Origin of the sequence: Pantoea jilinensis (assembly GCF_019104105.1) — a bacterium.
GTDB lineage: Bacteria > Pseudomonadota > Gammaproteobacteria > Enterobacterales > Enterobacteriaceae > Pantoea > Pantoea eucalypti.
In genome coordinates this window covers 1,063,455-1,081,864 of sequence record NZ_CP077746.1, presented here as the reverse complement: position 1 = coordinate 1,081,864, position 18,410 = coordinate 1,063,455, and the positions used below count along the sequence as shown (strand labels likewise).

Sequence of the window (18,410 nt, the reverse complement as noted above, 5' to 3'; positions counted from 1 at the left end):
GCGCAATTTCCGGTAAAGTGAACAGAAAACCGCCAGTGATGGGGATAGATGTGCTGAAAGGTTAAAATGGCCCGTCTAAGTGGAGTTCAGGCAATAAAAAGCCCGCTGGAAGCGGGCTTTTTTGCATCAGCGCTTAATCGGCATGGGCCGGTTTATTCCCACTCAATCGTCGCCGGTGGCTTGCCGCTGATGTCGTACACCACGCGGGAGATGCCGTCGACTTCATTGATGATGCGGTTTGAGACGCGTCCCAGGAAATCATACGGCAGGTGCGCCCAGTGTGCGGTCATAAAGTCGATGGTTTCCACCGCACGCAGCGAGACAACCCAGTCATATTTACGGCCATCGCCCATCACGCCGACTGAACGAACCGGCAGGAAGACAGTGAACGCCTGGCTGACTTTGTTGTAGAGATCCGCTTTATGCAGCTCTTCGATGAAGACGGCATCGGCACGGCGCAGCAGGTCGCAATACTCTTTCTTCACTTCGCCCAGCACACGCACGCCCAGACCCGGACCCGGGAATGGATGGCGATACAGCATGTCGTACGGCAGGCCCAGCTCGAGACCAATCTTGCGCACTTCGTCTTTGAACAGCTCTTTCAGCGGCTCAACCAGGCCCATCTTCATCTCTTTCGGCAGTCCACCCACGTTGTGGTGTGACTTGATGACGTGCGCTTTACCGGTAGCTGACGCCGCCGACTCAATCACGTCCGGATAGATGGTGCCCTGTGCCAGCCACTTCACATCCTGCAGCTTCAGCGCTTCTTCGTCGAACACTTCCACAAAGACGCGACCAATGGTCTTACGCTTGGCTTCTGGCTCATCAATACCCGCCAGCGCATCCAGGAAGCGCATCTCAGCCGGCACATGGATGATGTTCAGACCGAAGTGGTCGCCAAACATATCCATTACCTGTTGTGCTTCGTTCAGACGCAGCAGGCCGTTATCCACGAACACACAGGTCAGACGGTCGCCGATGGCACGATGCAGCAGCATTGCCGTCACAGAGGAGTCCACTCCGCCTGACAGACCAAGGATGACCTTGTCGTTGCCAACCTGCTCACGCAGGCGTTCAACGGCATCTTCAATGATTTTGGCCGGTGTCCACAGTGCTTCACATTCACAGATGTCGATGATGAAGCGCTCAAGCATCCGCAGACCCTGACGGGTATGAGTCACTTCCGGGTGGAACTGCACGCCATAGAAACGCTTTTCTTCGTTGGCCATAATGGCAAATGGACAGGTTTCTGTGCTGGCAACAGTCACGAAGTCAGCCGGAATCGCTGTAACTTTGTCGCCGTGGCTCATCCAGACATCCAGCAGCGGTTTACCGGCGGCGCTGATAGCATCTTCGATATCGCGAACCAGCGCGCTTGGCGTGGTGACTTCGACCTGCGCATAACCAAACTCACGCTCGTTTGAGCCAGCCACGGTGCCGCCCAGCTGCATCGCCATGGTCTGCATACCGTAGCAGACGCCCAGCACCGGCACGCCAGCGTTGAAGACATAGTCAGGTGCTCGCGGGCTGTTCAGTTCGGTGGTGCTTTCCGGGCCACCGGAAAGGATGATGCCGCTTGGGTTGAACTGGCGAATCTGCTCTTCGGTGACGTCCCATGCCCAGAGTTCACAGTAAACGCCGAGTTCGCGCACGCGACGTGCAACCAGCTGAGTATATTGTGAGCCGAAATCGAGAATCAGAATGCGATGCTTATGGATATTTTCCGTCGTCATTGAGGGGTTTCCAGAACGGTGACTTGATCAATAAAAGCGCCCGGCTTGAGCCGGGCGGGAAATCGGGATTATGAACCCATGCGGTAATTCGGTGACTCTTTGGTGATGGTCACATCATGCACGTGGCTCTCATTGATGCCTGCGCCGCTGATGCGGACAAATTCCGCTTTGGTGCGCAGGTCGTCAATGGTCGGGCAACCGGTCAGGCCCATGCACGAGCGCAATCCACCCATCTGCTGATGCACGATCTCTTTCAGACGGCCTTTATAGGCCACGCGACCTTCGATACCTTCCGGCACCAGCTTGTCAGCGGCGTTATCAGTCTGGAAGTAACGGTCAGACGAGCCTTTGGACATCGCGCCCAGTGAACCCATACCGCGATAGGATTTGAATGAACGGCCCTGATAGAGTTCGATCTCGCCCGGCGACTCTTCGGTCCCCGCCAGCATTGAACCGACCATCACACAGGACGCACCCGCCGCGATTGCTTTAGCGATATCACCGGAGAAACGGATACCACCGTCAGCAATCACCGGAATACCGGTGCCTTCCAGCGCAGTAACCGCGTCAGAAACAGCAGTGATCTGTGGAACGCCCACGCCGGTTACGATACGGGTAGTACAGATTGAGCCCGGGCCGATACCGACTTTAACGGCGCTGACGCCTGCCGCGACCAGCGCCAGAGCGCCTGCGCCTGTTGCCACGTTACCGCCGACGATTTCCAGATCCGGGTATTTAGCGCGGGTTTCACGGATGCGTGACAGCACACCTTCAGAGTGGCCGTGTGAAGAGTCAATCAGCAGCACGTCAACGCCTGCTGCGACCAGCGCATCAATACGCTCTTCGTTACCGGCACCCGCGCCCACCGCTGCACCGACACGCAGTCGACCCTGCGCATCTTTACAGGCGTTAGGTTTACGTTCGGCTTTCTGAAAGTCTTTAACGGTGATCATGCCCAGCAGATGGAAGCTGTCATCCACGACCAGCGCTTTCTCAACGCGCTTTTCGTGCATCTTGTGCAGGACCACATCACGCGCTTCACCCTCTTTCACCGTCACCAGACGCTCTTTCGGGGTCATGACCGCAGAGACCGGCTGAGAGAGGTCGGTTACAAAGCGCACATCACGACCGGTGATGATACCCACCAGTTCGTTGTCGCGGTTAACTACCGGGTAGCCTGCAAAGCCGTTGCGCTCGGTCAGCACTTTCACATCAGCCAGAGGCGTGGTTGGCAGCACGGTCTGTGGTTCAGTGACCACGCCGCTTTCATGTTTCTTCACCTTGCGCACTTCGTCCGCCTGGCGTTCAATCGACATATTTTTATGGATGAAGCCAAGGCCGCCTTCCTGTGCCAGCGCAATCGCCAGACCCGATTCGGTCACGGTGTCCATGGCAGCGGAGAGCATAGGAATGTTTAAACGGATATTTTTGGTCAGCTGAGTGCTGAGATCGGCCGTATTAGGCAGGACGGTGGAGTGTGCAGGGACGAGCAGAACGTCGTCAAAAGTGAGTGCTTCTTTAGCGATTCTTAACATGGCAATACTCCACCTCGGGTGATTGAGAATAGATAAAATATTGCCGCGGCATTATACAGGCCGTAATCGATTGCCTCCAGCATTATTTAAGAAAAACTCTTGATCCGCGCAGGCAGCAATGTAGTATCGATGAATTAACCTGCTGATTTGGAATTTGATCTTCGTCACATGTCGCTGCCACCCATCGCCAATATTTTTACCGTCAGCCGTCTCAATACGACAGTGCGTCAACTGCTGGAGAAAGAGATGGGTCTGGTCTGGATCAGCGCCGAGATCTCCAACTTCACGCAACCGGCATCCGGTCACTGGTACTTCACGCTGAAAGATGATGGCGCTCAGGTTCGCTGTGCCATGTTCCGTAACAGCAATCGTCGCGTCACCTTCCGTCCGCAGCACGGTCAGCAGGTACTGGTGCGTGCCAACATCACGCTCTATGAGCCCCGCGGTGACTATCAGCTGATTGCCGAGAGTATGCATCCGGCGGGTGAAGGCTTGTTGCAGCAGCAGTTTGAACTGCTGAAAGCAAAACTGGCGACCGAAGGATTGTTCGATCCGCAGCATAAGCAACCACTGCCGGAACCGGCACGCCAGGTCGGGGTTATCACCTCTTCCACCGGTGCGGCACTGCACGATGTGTTACGTGTGCTGCATCGCCGTGATCCTTCGCTGCCCGTGGTGATCTACCCCACCGTAGTTCAGGGTGTTGATGCGCCCGCGGCGATTGTCCGTGCAATTGAAATCGCCAACCTGCGCAATGAGTGCGACGTGTTAATCGTCGGACGCGGCGGCGGTTCACTGGAAGATCTGTGGAGTTTTAATGACGAACGCGTAGCACGCGCCATTTTTGCCAGCCGCATTCCTGTCGTCAGCGCGGTCGGTCACGAAACCGATGTCACCATTGCTGACTTTGTTGCCGATTTACGCGCGCCCACCCCTTCCGCCGCCGCTGAAATTGTCAGCCGTAACCAGCTGGAGCTGCTGCGCCAGTTGCAATCTCAGCAACAGCGGCTGGAGATGGCGATGGATTATTACCTGGCGCGCCAGCAGCGGCTTTATACCCGCCTTGAGCATCGTCTGCAGCAGCAGCACCCGCAGTTGCGTCTGGCTCGTCAGCAGACCGCCCTGTTCCGTCTGCAGCAGCGTCTGGGTGAAGCGATGGAAACCCGCCTGCGTCAGGTTACACGTCAGCAGGATCGCCTGGCGCATCGGCTCAATGCCCAACAGCCGCAGCAGCGCCTGTTCGAGGCGCAAAAGCAGCTGCAAAGCTGGCACTATCGCCTGCAGCAGAGCATGACCAGCCAGCTGAACAGCAACAAACAGGACTTTGGTCAGTTGGTGGCGCAGCTGGAAGGCGTCAGCCCGCTGGCGACGCTGGCGCGTGGTTTTAGCGTGACCACTGACAACACCGGACAGGTGGTGAAGAAAACCGCACAGCTCCAGAGCGGCGATCTGCTGCGCACCCGCCTTGATGATGGCTGGGTTGAAAGCCAGGTGACACAGCTGTTGCCTGAAAAAAAGCGTCGCCGCAAAACCGCTTCCTGACGCCAACTATGCCCGTTAGCTCACATTTTTCCACTTAACTATGGCCTTAATTACCAGGTCTATCCAGCCTGACGGGTCTATACTTTTTGGCACATCCCTGATGCCAAGGAGTTTCAGATGCCTTATTGCGTTATCCCTCCCTATATCCTTCGCAAGATCATCGCACACGGTTCCGGCCACCAGCAGGAGCAGGCGCGTCGCACCCTGACGCACGTTCAACATCTCATGGCGGAACACTGGCAAAAGCCGACCGGCGTTAAAACGGCGGCGGGCGGTCATGTGGATCGTGAAATTTATGATGCCCAGAGCCAGGAAACCCTGCCGGGCAAGCTGATTCGTCAGGAGGGCCAGCCCGGTAATGATGATGTCGCGGCTGAAGAAGCCTGGGACTACCTTGGGGTGACCTATGACTTCTTCTGGCAGGCTTATCAGCGTAACTCGCTGGATAATCAGGGGCTGAAACTGCTGGGTACCGTGCACTATGGTGAAAAATACCAGAACGCTTTCTGGAACGGTCAGCAGATGGTATTTGGTGATGGTGACGGTGAAATTTTTAATCGCTTCACCATTGCGATTGACGTTGTGGCGCATGAACTGGCGCATGGCGTCACAGAAAATGAAGCCGGGTTAATCTACTTTGAGCAGGCTGGCGCGCTGAATGAGTCGCTGTCGGATGTCTTTGGCTCGCTGGTGAAACAGTTCAGTAAAAAACAGCGCGCCGATGAGGCGGACTGGCTTATCGGTGAAGGCCTGCTGGCGAAAGGCATCAACGGACGTGGTCTGCGATCGATGTCTGAACCTGGCACCGCCTACGATGACCCGATGCTGGGCAAAGATCCGCAACCGGCACACATGGATCACTACGTGAAAACCCGTGAAGATAATGGCGGCGTTCATATCAACTCCGGCATTCCTAACCGGGCCTTTTATCTGGCGGCCAAAGCGCTGGGTGGTTATGCCTGGGAACAGGCGGGATATGCCTGGTACGACACCGTGTGTGACGACGAACTGCCACAGAATGCGGACTTTAAGACCTTTGCCCGCTTCACCGTTGAGCATGGTAAAAAACGCTTCGACGCGTCGGTCAGCAATGCTATTGAACAGGCGTGGAAGGAGGTTGGCGTGCTATGAGTGACCTGCCCGAACTCACCGATGATGCCACCATCATCGTCGCGCGTGAAGGCGGCATGGCCTTTATTCCGGGGCTGCGCGCCGAACGTCGTTTTATGCTGGGTGAGCTGCCGGCACCGGAAAAAGAGCGCGTCTGCCATGCGCTGGAGCAGGCAATGCCGCTGGGCGAACCCGAGGAAAAAGCTGCGCAGGTGGGCAGTGGCGATCAGCGCTATTTCCGCATCCAGATTCAGTATGCCACCCGCCGCGAGGTGGGCACCATTGTGCTGCTGATTCCGGAACAGGTGGCACCACCTGAGTTGCAGGCGCTGTGGCGCGACGGCAAATAAAAAAAGGGCCGACAATGTCGGCCCTTCTCGTTAAGCGTTGTTACTTGCTGTCTGGCAGCGCGTACGCAATCACGTAATCACCACGGTCCGGTGACTGACGTGCGCCACCTGCCGAGATCAGGATGTACTGCTTACCATCTTTCGGTGAGACGTAGCTCATTGGGCCGCCCTGACTGCCCACCGGCAGACGTGCTTTCCACACTTCTTTACCGGTTGATGCATCAAAGGCGCGCAGGTAGTAATCCTGTGTACCGGCGATGAACACCAGGCCACCCTGCGTTGCCAGCGTACCGCCCAGCGTTGGCATACCAATCGGCATTTTCACGCGCATTTTAATACCAAACGGACCGGTATCCTGCACCGTACCGACCGGCACCTGCCAGACGATTTTCTGTGTTTTCAGGTCAATCGCCGACAGCGTACCAAATGGCGGTTTCTGACAAGGGATGCCCAGCGGTGACATAAAGCGGTTCTTATTCACAGCATAAGGCGTGCCTTTCAGCGGAACCGCACCCATACCGGTGTTGATCGCTTCGCCACCGTTACTGCCACGCGCCGTTTTATTGGTATCCGCCGGGATCATCTGAACCCACAGGCCCAGACGCATGTCATTGACGAACAACAGGTGATTGTTCGGATCGATCGACATGCTGCCCCAGTTCATTCCACCCAGTGAACCCGGGAAGCTCAGAGACTTGTCAGTGTCTGGTACGGTGAACAGACCGTCATAGCGCATCGATTTGAAACCAATACGGCAAGCCAGCTGGTCAAACGGCGTGGCACCCCACATGTCAGACTCTTTCAGCGTCTGGTTGCCGATCTGCGGCATACCGGTCGAGTGCGGCTGTGTTTTGGTGTACTGCTCGTTCGGGATATGACCCTGCGGCATCGGCAGTTCTTCGACTTTGGTCAGCGGCTTACCGGTCATACGGTCAAGCACGAAGATCATGCCGGTTTTGCCGCCAATCACCACCGCTGGCGTGGTGCTGCCATCTTTTTGCGGGAAGTCGATCAGGCTTGGCTGCATCGGCAGGTCGAAGTCCCACAGATCGTTATGTACGGTCTGATAGACCCACTTCTCTTTACCGGTGGTGGCATCCAGCGCCAGCACCGATGCGCCATATTTGTGATCCAGCGCGGTACGGTTCGCACCCCAGAGGTCAACTGACGAACTCCCCATTGGGATGAACACGGTGTTCATTGCCGGGTCATAAGACATCGGCGCCCATGAGTTTGGCGTACTGCGGGTATAATCTTTGCCCGGCATCAGTATCGCATTCGGGTCAACATTGCCCGGGTCAAACGCCCAGCGCATTTTGCCAGTAATCACGTCAAAACCACGTAACACACCACCAGGCATATCGGTCTGTACGTTATCTGCGACACGGCCACCCACCACAACCGTGGTACCGGCCAGCGTTGGCGCGGAGGTCAGCTGATATTGTGGGTCCGGTGCCTGACCCAGGCCCGCTTTAAGATCTACGATGCCGTGATTACCAAAATCTTCACAGAACTCACCATTGTCGGCGTTGATCGCAATCAGACGCGCATCAATGGTATTCATCAGAATACGGCGCTGACAGCTGTCACCAGCTGGCAGCACAGCCGCCGTCACCGGTACAGAACCCGGCTTGTCCGGCTGTTGCAGCGGTTTGGTTGCATCAAAGTAAGCCAGACCACGGCAGCGCGGCCAGACTTCAGCCTGGGCGTTGATTTCACGTTTCCAGAGCTGCTTACCCGTGTTGGCTTCAACGGCGATAACGTTGTTATGCGGCGTACAGAGATAAAGGGTATTGCCAATCTGTAATGGCGTCTGCTGATCTTCTGCGCCGTTACCGGTCGGGCTGACTGGGGTATCACCCGTGCGGAAGGTCCACGCGACCTGCAGATCTTTCACGTTGTCGCGGGTGATTTGATCGAGTGCCACAAAGCGGCTGCCCTGAGGCGTGTTGCCGTAGTTATCCCAGTCTTTCTGTTGTTTCGCTTTGTCTACCGGGATCAACGGTAACTCTTCGCCCGTAGCCGCAACGGTAGGATGAGGCTGGAACATCTGCACCAGTGTTGCCACCATGCCTGCCGCCAGCACTGCCGCGAACGCGTAAGAAGGTTTCGCCAGTGAGTGCTTACCTTCGTGCTTACGCAGTGAAGGCCAGATCAGGAAAGCCAGCAGCGTCAGTCCGGCTGGAACCATCAGACGCGAGACCAGTGGCCAGAAATCCAGACCTGCGTCAAACAGCGACCAGATCAGGGTGCCAGCAAAGACCAGCAGGAACAGAACCACTGCCGAAGATTTGCGACGGAAGAACTGGATTGCGGAGAGGACAGTAACAATACCCGCAATTAAAAAGTACCAACTGCCGCCCAGGGCGGCCAGTTTACCGCCGCCAATTGCAAAAAACAGACCGGTGGCAAGCAGCACCAGTCCGAGCAGCATGGATGCGATTCCCAGCCCCTTTCCGGCGCGGGAGGATGTTTCAGCCATAACACTTACTCTCCTGAATAAACAGAGCGCCCGGACAGAGGCCATCCGGACTCCGGCGCGTTAACAGGTGCGCGTGGAGCATCGCTCGGTTTCAAATCGAATATAAACAGACCCGCGTCCGTGAGAATCTGTGGGCCGGAAGAGCACTGATGTGGCTGACCCCTCCCACGACGCGGCAGGATTGTACCACCTGGTACGTTACAGAGTGAACATATCTAACCGGTTTGTTACGGCGCAATAGCATTTTTGCTACAAATAGCCGGGCGTCGCGGTGGATTCTCAGACAGATTACGCGTAGCTGAAAGCGGCGTTAGTGACCTGGCGGCTGGAACAGTACGCGCTTGCGGGAGATCAGACCATGTCCATTGCGGCAAAAGTAGTCCACTGCACCGCAGGCTTTGAGTACGTCAAGCGGCTGGTGACACTCAGGGCAACAGGGTTTCGCGGGATAATGTGCACCACAGGCACTGCAGATAATTTCACCGTTGCTGAGCGACAGCGGTTGCTGACATTTTTCACACATCACCATCATTTTCTTCTCCCTGCCTGATGAGTTCAGAGCAAAAAAAAGAGGGCCAGATGGCCCTCATTTTGTTAACGCTTATTCTTTTTCATATGCGCCATCAGACGCTTACGTTTACGCTGCTGCGTTGGCGTCAGCAGGTTACGTTTGCCTTCATAAGGGTTATCACCCTCTTTGAACTGAATACGAATTGGCGTTCCCATCACGTTCAGTGATTTACGGAAGTAGTTCATCAGATAGCGTTTGTAAGAATCGGGCAGATCCTTCACCTGATTACCGTGGATCACTACGATAGGCGGGTTATAACCACCGGCATGCGCGTATTTCAGCTTAACGCGGCGACCGCGTACCAGCGGCGGCTGGTGATCGTCTGCAGCCATGTTCATGATGCGCGTCAGCAGCGAGGTATTTACGCGTCGGGTCGAGCAGTCATAAGCTTCAGTGATCGACTCGAACAGATTACCCACGCCGCTGCCGTGCAGCGCAGAGATAAAGTGGATACGGGCGAAATCGATAAAGCCCAGACGGAAGTCCAGCGTCTCTTTCACTTCATCACGTACTTCCTGCGACAGGCCATCCCATTTGTTGACCACAATCACCAGCGAGCGACCACTGTTGAGAATGAAGCCAAGCAGTGAGAGATCCTGATCGGAAATGCCGGCATGCGCATCAATCACAAGCATCACCACGTTGGCATCTTCAATCGCCTGCAGCGTCTTGATCACCGAGAATTTCTCTACAGTGTCAGAGATTTTGGCACGCTTACGGACACCGGCGGTGTCGATCAGAACGTATTCACGTCCATCGCGCTCCATCGGAATGTAGATGCTGTCGCGGGTGGTGCCCGGCATATCGTAGACCACCACGCGGTCTTCACCGAGAATGCGGTTGGTAAGCGTTGACTTACCTACGTTTGGACGACCAACGATAGCCAGTTTGATCGGCAGGCCCGTCGGGTCGAAGTTTTCTTCTTCCTCTGCGGCTTCCTGCTCAGCAATCTCGTCAGCTTCTAACGCAGCCCAGTAAGCCTGGTTCTCTTCTTCTTCAGTGAGCTCGACCGCCTCAACTTTTTCCATCCACGGCAGCAGCGCCTCTTCAATCAGGCTGCTCACACCACGACCATGCGACGCCGCAATGGCGTGGATTTCGCCCAGGCCCAGTGAATAGAAGTCGACAATCGCCTGATCCGGATCCATCCCGTCAGTTTTATTTGCCACCAGGAAGGTCGCTTTCTGACGGGAACGGAGATGCTTCGCAATTTGCTGATCGGCGGCCATCATGCCCGCACGCGCATCCACCATAAACAGCACAACATCGGCTTCTTCGATCGCCAGCAGTGACTGTTCAGCCATCCGCGTTTCAACACCCTCTTCGGTGCCGTCGATACCACCGGTATCAATAACAATAAATTCGCGCCCTTCCACTTCGGCGCGACCATATTTGCGATCGCGAGTCAGTCCAGGAAAATCCGCTACCAGCGCATCACGTGTGCGTGTTAAACGGTTGAATAGCGTAGATTTTCCCACATTGGGACGCCCAACCAGCGCGACCACAGGTACCATAACAAAATGCCTCAATAAAAAATTAATCGCCCGAATGGCGAGATTATAACGGCTCTGGCCGTTAAGTTCAGGCTTAAGGCGCAAAGAATACCATGCCTGACTAAAAACGAAACGGCCCCTGATTAAATCAGGAGCCGTCGGAACGGAGGATTTCACCTGCCAGACGTTTACCCGTTAACGGGTAATCGCATAAACCTCACCGTCTTTGGACTGGATCAGCAGCTTGTCGCTGGCAACTACCGGCTCGGTCTGGAAGCCTGAGCTATCCAGTTCCTGCTGCGCGACAAAACGTCCATCTGTGGTGTTCAGCCAGTGCAGATAACCTTCGCTGTCACCGACTATCAGATAACCGTTGTAGAGCACCGGTGAAGTCAGGTTGCGATGCAGCAGATCGCTTTGACGCCAGATGGCAACACCGCCGTCAGTGTTAAGAGCGATCACACGATCGTCCTGATCGACCAGATAGATACGGCCGGCATCAACAATCAGATCCTTCACACCGCCGATTTCGCGTTTCCACAAAATCTGACCTGAACGCAGATCCAGCGCCGACAGATTGCCATTGTAGGCCAGTGCATAAACGACGCCGTTAACGATAACCGGTGTGGTATCGACGTCATTAAGACGGTCAATCTCCGTGGCACCGCTGACCTGAGAAATACGCTGCTGCCAGATCAGCTGTCCCTGGTTCATTGCCACGGCACTGACACGGCCGTTGTCGCCACCGACAATTGCGCCGCCAAAGGCCACAGCCGGCGCAGATTCACCGCGCAGAGACAGCGCTGGCATATCCAGGTTGACGCTCCACTTCACCACACCGCTGCTCTGATCCAGTCCCTGCAACATGCCGTTGCTGGTATGAATCAGCACCAGACCATCGCTGACCACCGGACGTGACAGCGCTTCACCGGCGACTTTCGTCTGCCAGGCCACGCTACCATCGCTGCTGTTCAGGGCAAAAACCTGGCCGCGTTCGCTGCCAACATAAATGCGGTCGCCATCGGCCGTCAGGCCACCTGATAGCAGGGCTGAAATATTTTTCGAGAAGAAGCCGGTTTTCTCAGAGAGATCGACTTTCCACTTTTCTTTACCGTCTGCGGCATCCAGTGCTTTGACGATACCAAAGCGGTCGGCAGCGTAAACCGTATTATCCTGCCAGGCAGGATGCAGATTTGAGTAGAAATCACCCACACCGTCACCGACCGAGGTGCTCCACACTTTCTGTGGCGTGAACTGGTTTTCGACCTTCGGCAACGGGGCCATTTTTACTACATCTTCTTCGCCGCTAAACAGCGAACAACCGCTGAGCAAAGTGACTGAAATCAGTCCCGGCAGCAGGTATTTACGTAATTCCATGCGCTCTCTCTTGACTGGCTTAGCTTAAGTTATTCATCTTCATCTGCATCATTTGCTTCAATGCCGGAGAGGCGTCAGATTCAACCCCTTTACTCCATGCATCGCGCGCGCCCTGCTTGTCGCCTTTGGTCAGCAGCGCTTCGCCGCGAATATCGGCCACAATGGCTGTCCAGCCATCACCCTTCACACCGTCAAGGGTTTTAAGCGCCGCATCTGCTTGATTCTGTTGCAGTTGAATGCGTGCCAGGCGCAGGTTAATCACCGCCTGCAGATTGGCATCTTTGGTATCTTTCAGACCGTTTTGCAGCAGTGATGCCGCTTTATCAAGCTGACCGGCGTCAACGTACTGCTTCGCCAGATCCATCGCGGCCAGAGCACCGTAAGTGTTGCTGTTTTCACTGGCAAAACGGTTTACCGCTTCCAGCGTTTCCGGCTTGCCTGCCTGCATGGCGCTGGTCAGCTGCTGATACTGTGCGGATACCGATTTCGCCGTATCATCCTGATGACTGCTCCAGTAACGCCAGCCACCCAGCGCAGCAATGCCGATCACTACGCCAATGGCTAACGCTTTGCCATTACTGGCAAAAAAGTTGCGCAGCGCGTCGGTCTGCTCGTTTTCATTGCTATACACTTCCACGCAATCCTTCTCCTTTCTATGGTTGGTGCTGTGTCACGCTTACTGTAGCAGCGTACGCAATACAGCAGCAGCCTCTGCCTGATCCAGCGTTTGCTGCTCGCCACGGCGCAGATCTTTAATCACGACCTGACCGGCTTTAACTTCATCCTCGCCTAACACCAGGGCAACGCGCGCGCCCCACTTGTCAGCACGGGCAAATTGCTTCTTGAAGTTGCCGCCGCCAAAGTTGGTCATCAGCCTCAGTTCAGGCGCTTCATCACGCAATTTCTCAGCCAGCTGCATCGCAGCAGACTGCACGCCCTGACCTGAAGCGATAACATAGACATCCACATTGCTCGTCGGTTCAAATTCAGGATTAACTGCCTGAACCAGCAATACCAGACGCTCCATACCCATTGCAAAGCCAACGGCAGGTGTCGCGCGGCCACCGAGCTGCTCAACCAGGCCATCATAGCGACCGCCGCCGCATACCGTGCCCTGTGAACCCAGGCTATCCGTCACCCACTCAATCACGGTGCGGTTGTAGTAATCCAGACCGCGCACCAGACGCTGATTGACGGTGTAGCTGATTCCGGCATCATCCAGCAAGGCACACAGGCCGCTGAAATGTTCACGTGATTCATCATCCAGGTAGTCGCCAAGCTGTGGCGCATCATTCAGCAGTTGCTGAACGTCGGAATTTTTACTGTCGAGAACACGCATCGGATTGCTGTACATGCGGCGTTTGCAATCCTCGTCCAGCACCTCTTTGTGCTGTTCAAGGAAGGCGACGAGCGCATCACGGTAGTGAGCACGCGCTTCCAGCGAACCGATAGAGTTAAGTTCAAGGCGAACGTGCTCAGAGATACCCAGGGCTTTCCACCAGCGGGCATTCAGCATGATCAGTTCAGCATCGATGTCTGGTCCCTGCAGACCAAAAACTTCCACGCCAATCTGATAGAACTGACGATAGCGGCCTTTCTGCGGACGCTCATAGCGGAACATGGGACCCATGTACCACAGACGCTGTTCCTGGTTGTAGAGTAAACCGTGTTCGATACCGGCTCGCACGCAGCCTGCTGTGCCTTCCGGACGCAGCGTCAGGCTTTCGCCGTTGCGATCGTCAAAGGTATACATCTCTTTTTCAACCACGTCGGTGACTTCACCGATGGCGCGCTTAAACAGTGGGGTTTGCTCTACCAGCGGTAAGCGAATTTCGCTGTAACCGTAGCTCGCCAGCGTCTGCTTGAGAACGCCTTCAATCCGTTGCCAGAGGGCAGTATCCGCAGGCAGGTAGTCGTTCATCCCGCGAATCGCCTGAATATTCTTCGCCACGTTAGAATCTCTTAATGCAAAAAAACCTGTCCGGCATCATACCTTATGAGGATGAAACCGCACAGGTTCAGTCAAAAAAGTCACGCACGCAGACCGCGCGCGCCATTATTTTTCCAGATGCTGCACATCAATACGGCGGCTGGCATCCAGCATCGACGCTTTGGCGCGAATGCGCGCTTCCAGCTGATCGATCATGTCATTGTTGTCGAGACGATCGCGCTGACGCACGCCATCTTCGTAGAAACCACTCTTCTTGCTGCCGCCGGTCACGCCCAGCGTAGAGAGGGTCGCTTCACCCGGTCCGTTGACGACACAGCCGATAATGGAGACATCCATCGGGGTGATCAGATCTTCCAGACGCTGCTCCAGCGCGTTGACCGTGCCGATAACGTCAAACTCCTGACGTGAACAGGTTGGACAGGCGATGAAGTTGATCCCGCGAGAGCGAATGCGCAGTGACTTCAGGATATCGAAACCGACTTTGACTTCTTCAACCGGGTCGGCCGCCAGCGAGATACGCAGCGTATCGCCGATCCCTTCTGACAGTAACAGGCCAAGTCCAATCGCAGATTTTACTGCGCCTGCGCGTGCGCCACCCGCTTCGGTGATGCCGAGATGCAGAGGCTGTTCGATCTGTTTCGCCAGCAGGCGATAAGATTCAACGGCAAGGAAGACGTCAGAGGCTTTTACGCTGACTTTGAATTGATCGAAGTTAAGACGGTCAAGATGATCGACATGACGCATGGCTGATTCCAGCAACGCCTGCGGCGTCGGCTCGCCATACTTTTCCTGCAGATCTTTTTCCAGTGAACCGGCGTTCACGCCAATTCGAATCGGAATATTGTTGTCGCGTGCGCAGTCAACCACCATACGGATGCGCTCGTTGTTCCCGATATTACCGGGATTGATGCGCAGGCAGTCGACGCCATACTCGGCGACTTTCAGGGCGATGCGGTAGTCAAAATGAATATCTGCAACCAGCGGTACATTCACCTGCTGTTTGATCAGTCTGAATGCTTCTGCGGCATCCATGGTAGGCACCGAGATACGAACGATGTCGACACCGACTCGCTCAAGGGCTTTGATCTGATTTACCGTCGCTTCCACGTCAGTGGTGCGGGTGTTGGTCATCGACTGAACAGCGATTGGCGCGCCGTCACCGACCGGCACCTTGCCGACGTAAATGCGTTTGGATTTACGGCGGATAATGGGTGCTTCGTTATGCATATTTCTTCTCCACAATTGCCCGGTACGCGGTACGCTGTTATTGCGCACCCAACGTCAGGCGAGCAACCTGGTTATTACGGATAAAACGACTTAAATCAACGGGCTGATTCTGATATTGCACCTGAACTGCACGAGGCGCGCCAATTTTCAGACGATACGGAGGCGTTCCTGCGAGGCTGAGTTTACCACCACTACGCTGAATGCCGCTGAACAGTTTTTTGCCGGTCGCGTCACTGACTTCCAGCCAGCAGTCGGCGTTGAAGTTCATGACCACCGCATTAGGGTCAGCTGCCGGCTCATTGACCGCAGCTGCACCGACGGGCATCGGAGGTGCCGCGCTGGTTGTCGGCGTCGTGGCTGCTGGTGCAGCCGCTGAGTTGTCCACTGGCGCCTGGCTCGGCGACACCACAGCATTGCTGGTGTTATCCGGCTGAGTGGTGGTCGCGCTATTGCTGGCGGTGGCGGCCGGAGCCGCACTCGCCGGCGCACTGGCTGCGCCGCTGTTACTGGTAGTGGTGGTGTTGCTCTCGTCAGTTGCGGCAGGTGCCGCGCTATCACCACTGCTTTCACCCAGCGGAATCGACTGACCATTATCACCGCTGCTACTGCTCTGGTCGGTCATCGGCACCAGATCGTCCTGGGACGCTTTATGGTTCTGCCACCACCAGGCGCCCGTCAGCCCCACGACCACAAACACCACCAGCCAGGTAAAAATCATTAACCAGCCGTCGCGTTTCTTGCGGCGTTTGCCCAGTGAAAAACTTTGCATCGGCTCAATCTTTGAAGACCGAATCGGTGTCTGCTTCGCCATCATCGGCAGCAGTTCCTCTTCAGGAATATGCACCAGACGCGCGTAAGAGCGAATGTAGCCGCGCAGGAACGTGGAAGCTAAATCAGCAGGTGATTTGTCCTCCTCGATGTCACGCACGGTAGAAAGTTTCAGGCACAGGCGTTCAGCGACGTTCTGCTGCGTCAGCCCCATCTGCTCACGGGCCAGACGCAGGCGTTCACCTGTTGATTGTAATGCAGAGTTTTCTTGAGTGGCTTCAGTATTCATTAGCTAAATAACGCTGGTACTGTATCGATTGCGGAAAACGTCGCGCTAACCGGTCGCCATAACGTGAAACGTCAGCGGCATTTCCCTGTAGCGCGGCGAAACGTAAGTGTAACGCCAGACTTCGTGCTGTTTCAGGCAGCTGTTGCTGGTAAACACCAAGCAAAACCTGGGCCTTCGACAGATGGTTATCTGCCAGCTGCTTTTCAGCTTCCGACAGCAGCGAGTCAGCTTTACGCCTGTCAGCATCAATGGCCTGACGTAACGCCCTTCGGGCAGCAGCAACATCGCCAGCCTGCAGATAACAAAAGCCTGCCAGTTCAAGCGCGTCATTGCGAGCATCAAACTGCTGTGCTGCGCTTGCCCGACTAAACTGTTGATGCGCTTCGTCATACTGCCTTAAAGCGCAGAGAAACGCACCGTAATTGTTAGCAACAAAACCATTCTCCGGCGCCTGCTGCTGTGCCAGTATAAACCGTGCCTGCGCCGCTGTCTGATTACCCTGCTTCAGTGCCAGCCGTGCCAGCGCAAGCGAGACCCGGTAATCATGTGGCGCAGCGGCCTGTGCCCGTAGAAAGTTTCGCTCAGCCGCAGCAGCGTCGCCACTGGCCAGATAGTGCATCCCTAACTGCAGACGCACCTCTTCTGCGCCAGGTTCACGCGGCTGACTGACACACCCGCTTACAACAAACAGCGCCAGCAACACTGCAGGTAATCCATTACGCATAATCGTTTCCCTCCGTTTGACGTTGACAGGCTGCAGCCTGCCACGGGTCATCACGTCAGGAAACGCGCGATTTCAACCTTCTAGAGCGGCTTCACAGATATGGCTTCACCCGCCATTTTGATGCGCATCGTCCGCTTGGTACGGTCAATGACTTCGCCGGCTAACTGACCGCAGGCGGCATCAATGTCGTCGCCACGGGTTTTACGCACGATGGTGGTAAAACCATAGTCCATTAAAACTTTGGAGAAGCGATCGATACGGCTGTTAGAGCTACGGCCATACGGCGCGCCCGGGAAGGGGTTCCACGGAATCAGGTTGATTTTACACGGTGTTTCTTTCAGTAATGCGGCAAGTTCATGCGCATCATCAGTGCTGTCATTGACGTGATCCAGCAGGACGTACTCAATGGTCACGCGTCCCTGGTTGGCGTTGGATTTCGCGATGTAACGCTTCACCGCGGCCAGGAAGGTTTCGATATTGTACTTTTTGTTGATCGGCACGATGTCATCACGCAGCTTGTCGTTTGGTGCATGCAGCGAGATCGCCAGCGCCACGTCGATCATATCACCCAGTTTATCCAGCGCAGGCACGACGCCTGACGTTGAGAGGGTTACGCGACGCTTCGACAGACCAAAACCGAAGTCATCCAGCATGATCTCCATCGCCGGAACCACGTTATTGAGGTTGAGCAGTGGCTCGCCCATGCCCATCATCACCACGTTGGTGATAGGACGCTGGCCGGTGATTTTGGCTGCGCCAACAATTTTCGCCGCACGCCACACCTGACCAATAATTTCTGACACCCGCAGGTTACGGTTAAAGCCCTGCTGTGCGGTCGAACAGAATTTACACTCCAGCGCACACCCCACCTGTGAAGAGACACACAGCGTGGCGCGATCGCCTTCCGGGATGTAGACCGTTTCCACCAGCTGGTCGCCCACGCGAATGGCCCATTTAATGGTGCCGTCGGTGGAGCGCATCTCTTCCGCCACTTCTGGCGCGCGGATTTCCGTCAGCTCCATCAGCCGGTTACGCAGCTTTTTGTTGATGTCGGTCATCTGCTCGAAGTCATCGCAGCAGTAGTGATAAATCCACTTCATGACCTGATCGGCGCGGAAAGGCTTCTCGCCCAGCGACAGGAAAAATTCCCGCATCTGCTGACGGTTGAGATCCAGCAGGTTTATTTTCTGGCTTTTGGGAGAAACGACAATGGGGGAAGCGGACGCGGACGTCTCAATCTGTTCGGACATAATATTCT

Annotated in this window: 15 protein-coding genes; 3 read left to right on the top strand and 12 right to left on the bottom strand. The window is 55.5% G+C overall.

Translation table 11 applies throughout. From position 1 onward, the window contains the following. Window positions 1-152 precede the first annotated feature (152 nt). A complete protein-coding gene (guaA, locus tag KTJ90_RS05105; RefSeq protein WP_499025982.1) occupies window positions 153-1,733 on the bottom strand; it encodes a glutamine-hydrolyzing GMP synthase in 1,581 nt (526 codons plus the stop codon). 68 nt (window positions 1,734-1,801) lie between these two features. Next, a complete protein-coding gene (gene guaB, locus KTJ90_RS05100; RefSeq protein WP_003848714.1) occupies window positions 1,802-3,268 on the bottom strand; it encodes an IMP dehydrogenase in 1,467 nt (488 codons plus the stop codon). Window positions 3,269-3,436: 168 nt separating this feature from the next. On the opposite strand from guaB, the gene xseA reads away from it, so the two are divergent. The 3 genes from xseA (at window position 3,437) to KTJ90_RS05085 (ending at window position 6,270) form a co-directional block, all read left to right on the top strand. Then, window positions 3,437-4,810, top strand: a complete 1,374-nt coding sequence (xseA, locus tag KTJ90_RS05095; RefSeq protein WP_499026456.1) for an exodeoxyribonuclease VII large subunit — start codon at window positions 3,437-3,439, stop codon at window positions 4,808-4,810. Window positions 4,811-4,927: 117 nt separating this feature from the next. Continuing rightward, window positions 4,928-5,941, top strand: coding sequence for a M4 family metallopeptidase (locus tag KTJ90_RS05090; RefSeq protein ID WP_140915649.1), 1,014 nt, complete (start codon window positions 4,928-4,930; stop codon window positions 5,939-5,941). Beyond that, on the top strand, window positions 5,938-6,270 hold the full coding sequence (locus KTJ90_RS05085; protein ID WP_008926700.1) for a protealysin inhibitor emfourin: 333 nt from the start codon (window positions 5,938-5,940) through the stop codon (window positions 6,268-6,270). The genes KTJ90_RS05090 and KTJ90_RS05085 overlap by 4 nt, the downstream gene beginning before the upstream one ends. A gap of 40 nt (window positions 6,271-6,310) precedes the next feature. Here KTJ90_RS05085 and KTJ90_RS05080 read toward each other — a convergent pair whose 3' ends face one another. The 10 genes from KTJ90_RS05080 to rlmN all read right to left on the bottom strand — a co-directional run bounded on the left by KTJ90_RS05080 (window position 6,311) and on the right by rlmN (window position 18,402). Then, on the bottom strand, window positions 6,311-8,752 hold the full coding sequence (locus KTJ90_RS05080) for a glucose/quinate/shikimate family membrane-bound PQQ-dependent dehydrogenase (RefSeq protein WP_140915648.1): 2,442 nt from the start codon (window positions 8,750-8,752) through the stop codon (window positions 6,311-6,313). A gap of 310 nt (window positions 8,753-9,062) precedes the next feature. After that, window positions 9,063-9,284, bottom strand: coding sequence for a zinc ribbon domain-containing protein (locus KTJ90_RS05075; protein WP_039659539.1), 222 nt, complete (start codon window positions 9,282-9,284; stop codon window positions 9,063-9,065). A 62-nt stretch (window positions 9,285-9,346) separates the two neighbouring features. Continuing rightward, window positions 9,347-10,837 carry a ribosome biogenesis GTPase Der gene (gene der, locus KTJ90_RS05070; RefSeq protein WP_008926703.1) on the bottom strand — a complete coding sequence of 497 codons (1,491 nt, stop codon included), beginning with the start codon at window positions 10,835-10,837 and terminating at the stop codon, window positions 9,347-9,349. Window positions 10,838-11,011: 174 nt separating this feature from the next. Continuing rightward, a complete protein-coding gene (gene bamB / locus KTJ90_RS05065) occupies window positions 11,012-12,193 on the bottom strand; it encodes an outer membrane protein assembly factor BamB (protein WP_003848699.1) in 1,182 nt (393 codons plus the stop codon). A 19-nt stretch (window positions 12,194-12,212) separates the two neighbouring features. Then, on the bottom strand, window positions 12,213-12,830 hold the full coding sequence (locus KTJ90_RS05060; protein WP_003848696.1) for a YfgM family protein: 618 nt from the start codon (window positions 12,828-12,830) through the stop codon (window positions 12,213-12,215). Between the two features lie 39 nt (window positions 12,831-12,869). Next, on the bottom strand, window positions 12,870-14,144 hold the full coding sequence (gene hisS / locus KTJ90_RS05055) for a histidine--tRNA ligase (RefSeq protein ID WP_008926705.1): 1,275 nt from the start codon (window positions 14,142-14,144) through the stop codon (window positions 12,870-12,872). 105 nt (window positions 14,145-14,249) lie between these two features. Continuing rightward, a complete protein-coding gene (gene ispG, locus KTJ90_RS05050) occupies window positions 14,250-15,371 on the bottom strand; it encodes a flavodoxin-dependent (E)-4-hydroxy-3-methylbut-2-enyl-diphosphate synthase (RefSeq protein ID WP_003848692.1) in 1,122 nt (373 codons plus the stop codon). Between the two features lie 37 nt (window positions 15,372-15,408). Next, a complete protein-coding gene (rodZ, locus tag KTJ90_RS05045) occupies window positions 15,409-16,428 on the bottom strand; it encodes a cytoskeleton protein RodZ (protein ID WP_003848690.1) in 1,020 nt (339 codons plus the stop codon). After that, a complete protein-coding gene (pilW, locus tag KTJ90_RS05040) occupies window positions 16,418-17,152 on the bottom strand; it encodes a type IV pilus biogenesis/stability protein PilW (RefSeq protein WP_008926706.1) in 735 nt (244 codons plus the stop codon). The genes rodZ and pilW overlap by 11 nt, the downstream gene beginning before the upstream one ends. Window positions 17,153-17,232: 80 nt before the next feature. Then, the gene (gene rlmN / locus KTJ90_RS05035) at window positions 17,233-18,402 is read right to left on the bottom strand and encodes a dual-specificity RNA methyltransferase RlmN (protein ID WP_078804666.1); all 1,170 of its coding nucleotides are present in this window, start codon (window positions 18,400-18,402) and stop codon (window positions 17,233-17,235) included. Window positions 18,403-18,410 lie beyond the last annotated feature (8 nt).

Bases quoted from the DNA above. Each gene is read 5' to 3' on its own strand.
- rodZ (WP_003848690.1), bottom strand. From the start codon at position 16,428: ATGAATACTGAAGCCACTCAAGAAAACTCTGCATTACAATCAACAGGT.
- xseA (WP_499026456.1), top strand. From the start codon at position 3,437: ATGTCGCTGCCACCCATCGCCAATATTTTTACCGTCAGCCGTCTCAAT.
- KTJ90_RS05085 (WP_008926700.1), top strand. From the start codon at position 5,938: ATGAGTGACCTGCCCGAACTCACCGATGATGCCACCATCATCGTCGCG.
- KTJ90_RS05080 (WP_140915648.1), bottom strand. From the start codon at position 8,752: ATGGCTGAAACATCCTCCCGCGCCGGAAAGGGGCTGGGAATCGCATCC.
- guaB (WP_003848714.1), bottom strand. From the start codon at position 3,268: ATGTTAAGAATCGCTAAAGAAGCACTCACTTTTGACGACGTTCTGCTC.
- guaA (WP_499025982.1), bottom strand. From the start codon at position 1,733: ATGACGACGGAAAATATCCATAAGCATCGCATTCTGATTCTCGATTTC.
- KTJ90_RS05075 (WP_039659539.1), bottom strand. From the start codon at position 9,284: ATGATGGTGATGTGTGAAAAATGTCAGCAACCGCTGTCGCTCAGCAAC.
- bamB (WP_003848699.1), bottom strand. From the start codon at position 12,193: ATGGAATTACGTAAATACCTGCTGCCGGGACTGATTTCAGTCACTTTG.
- der (WP_008926703.1), bottom strand. From the start codon at position 10,837: ATGGTACCTGTGGTCGCGCTGGTTGGGCGTCCCAATGTGGGAAAATCT.
- KTJ90_RS05090 (WP_140915649.1), top strand. From the start codon at position 4,928: ATGCCTTATTGCGTTATCCCTCCCTATATCCTTCGCAAGATCATCGCA.
- rlmN (WP_078804666.1), bottom strand. From the start codon at position 18,402: ATGTCCGAACAGATTGAGACGTCCGCGTCCGCTTCCCCCATTGTCGTT.
- pilW (WP_008926706.1), bottom strand. From the start codon at position 17,152: ATGCGTAATGGATTACCTGCAGTGTTGCTGGCGCTGTTTGTTGTAAGC.
- ispG (WP_003848692.1), bottom strand. From the start codon at position 15,371: ATGCATAACGAAGCACCCATTATCCGCCGTAAATCCAAACGCATTTAC.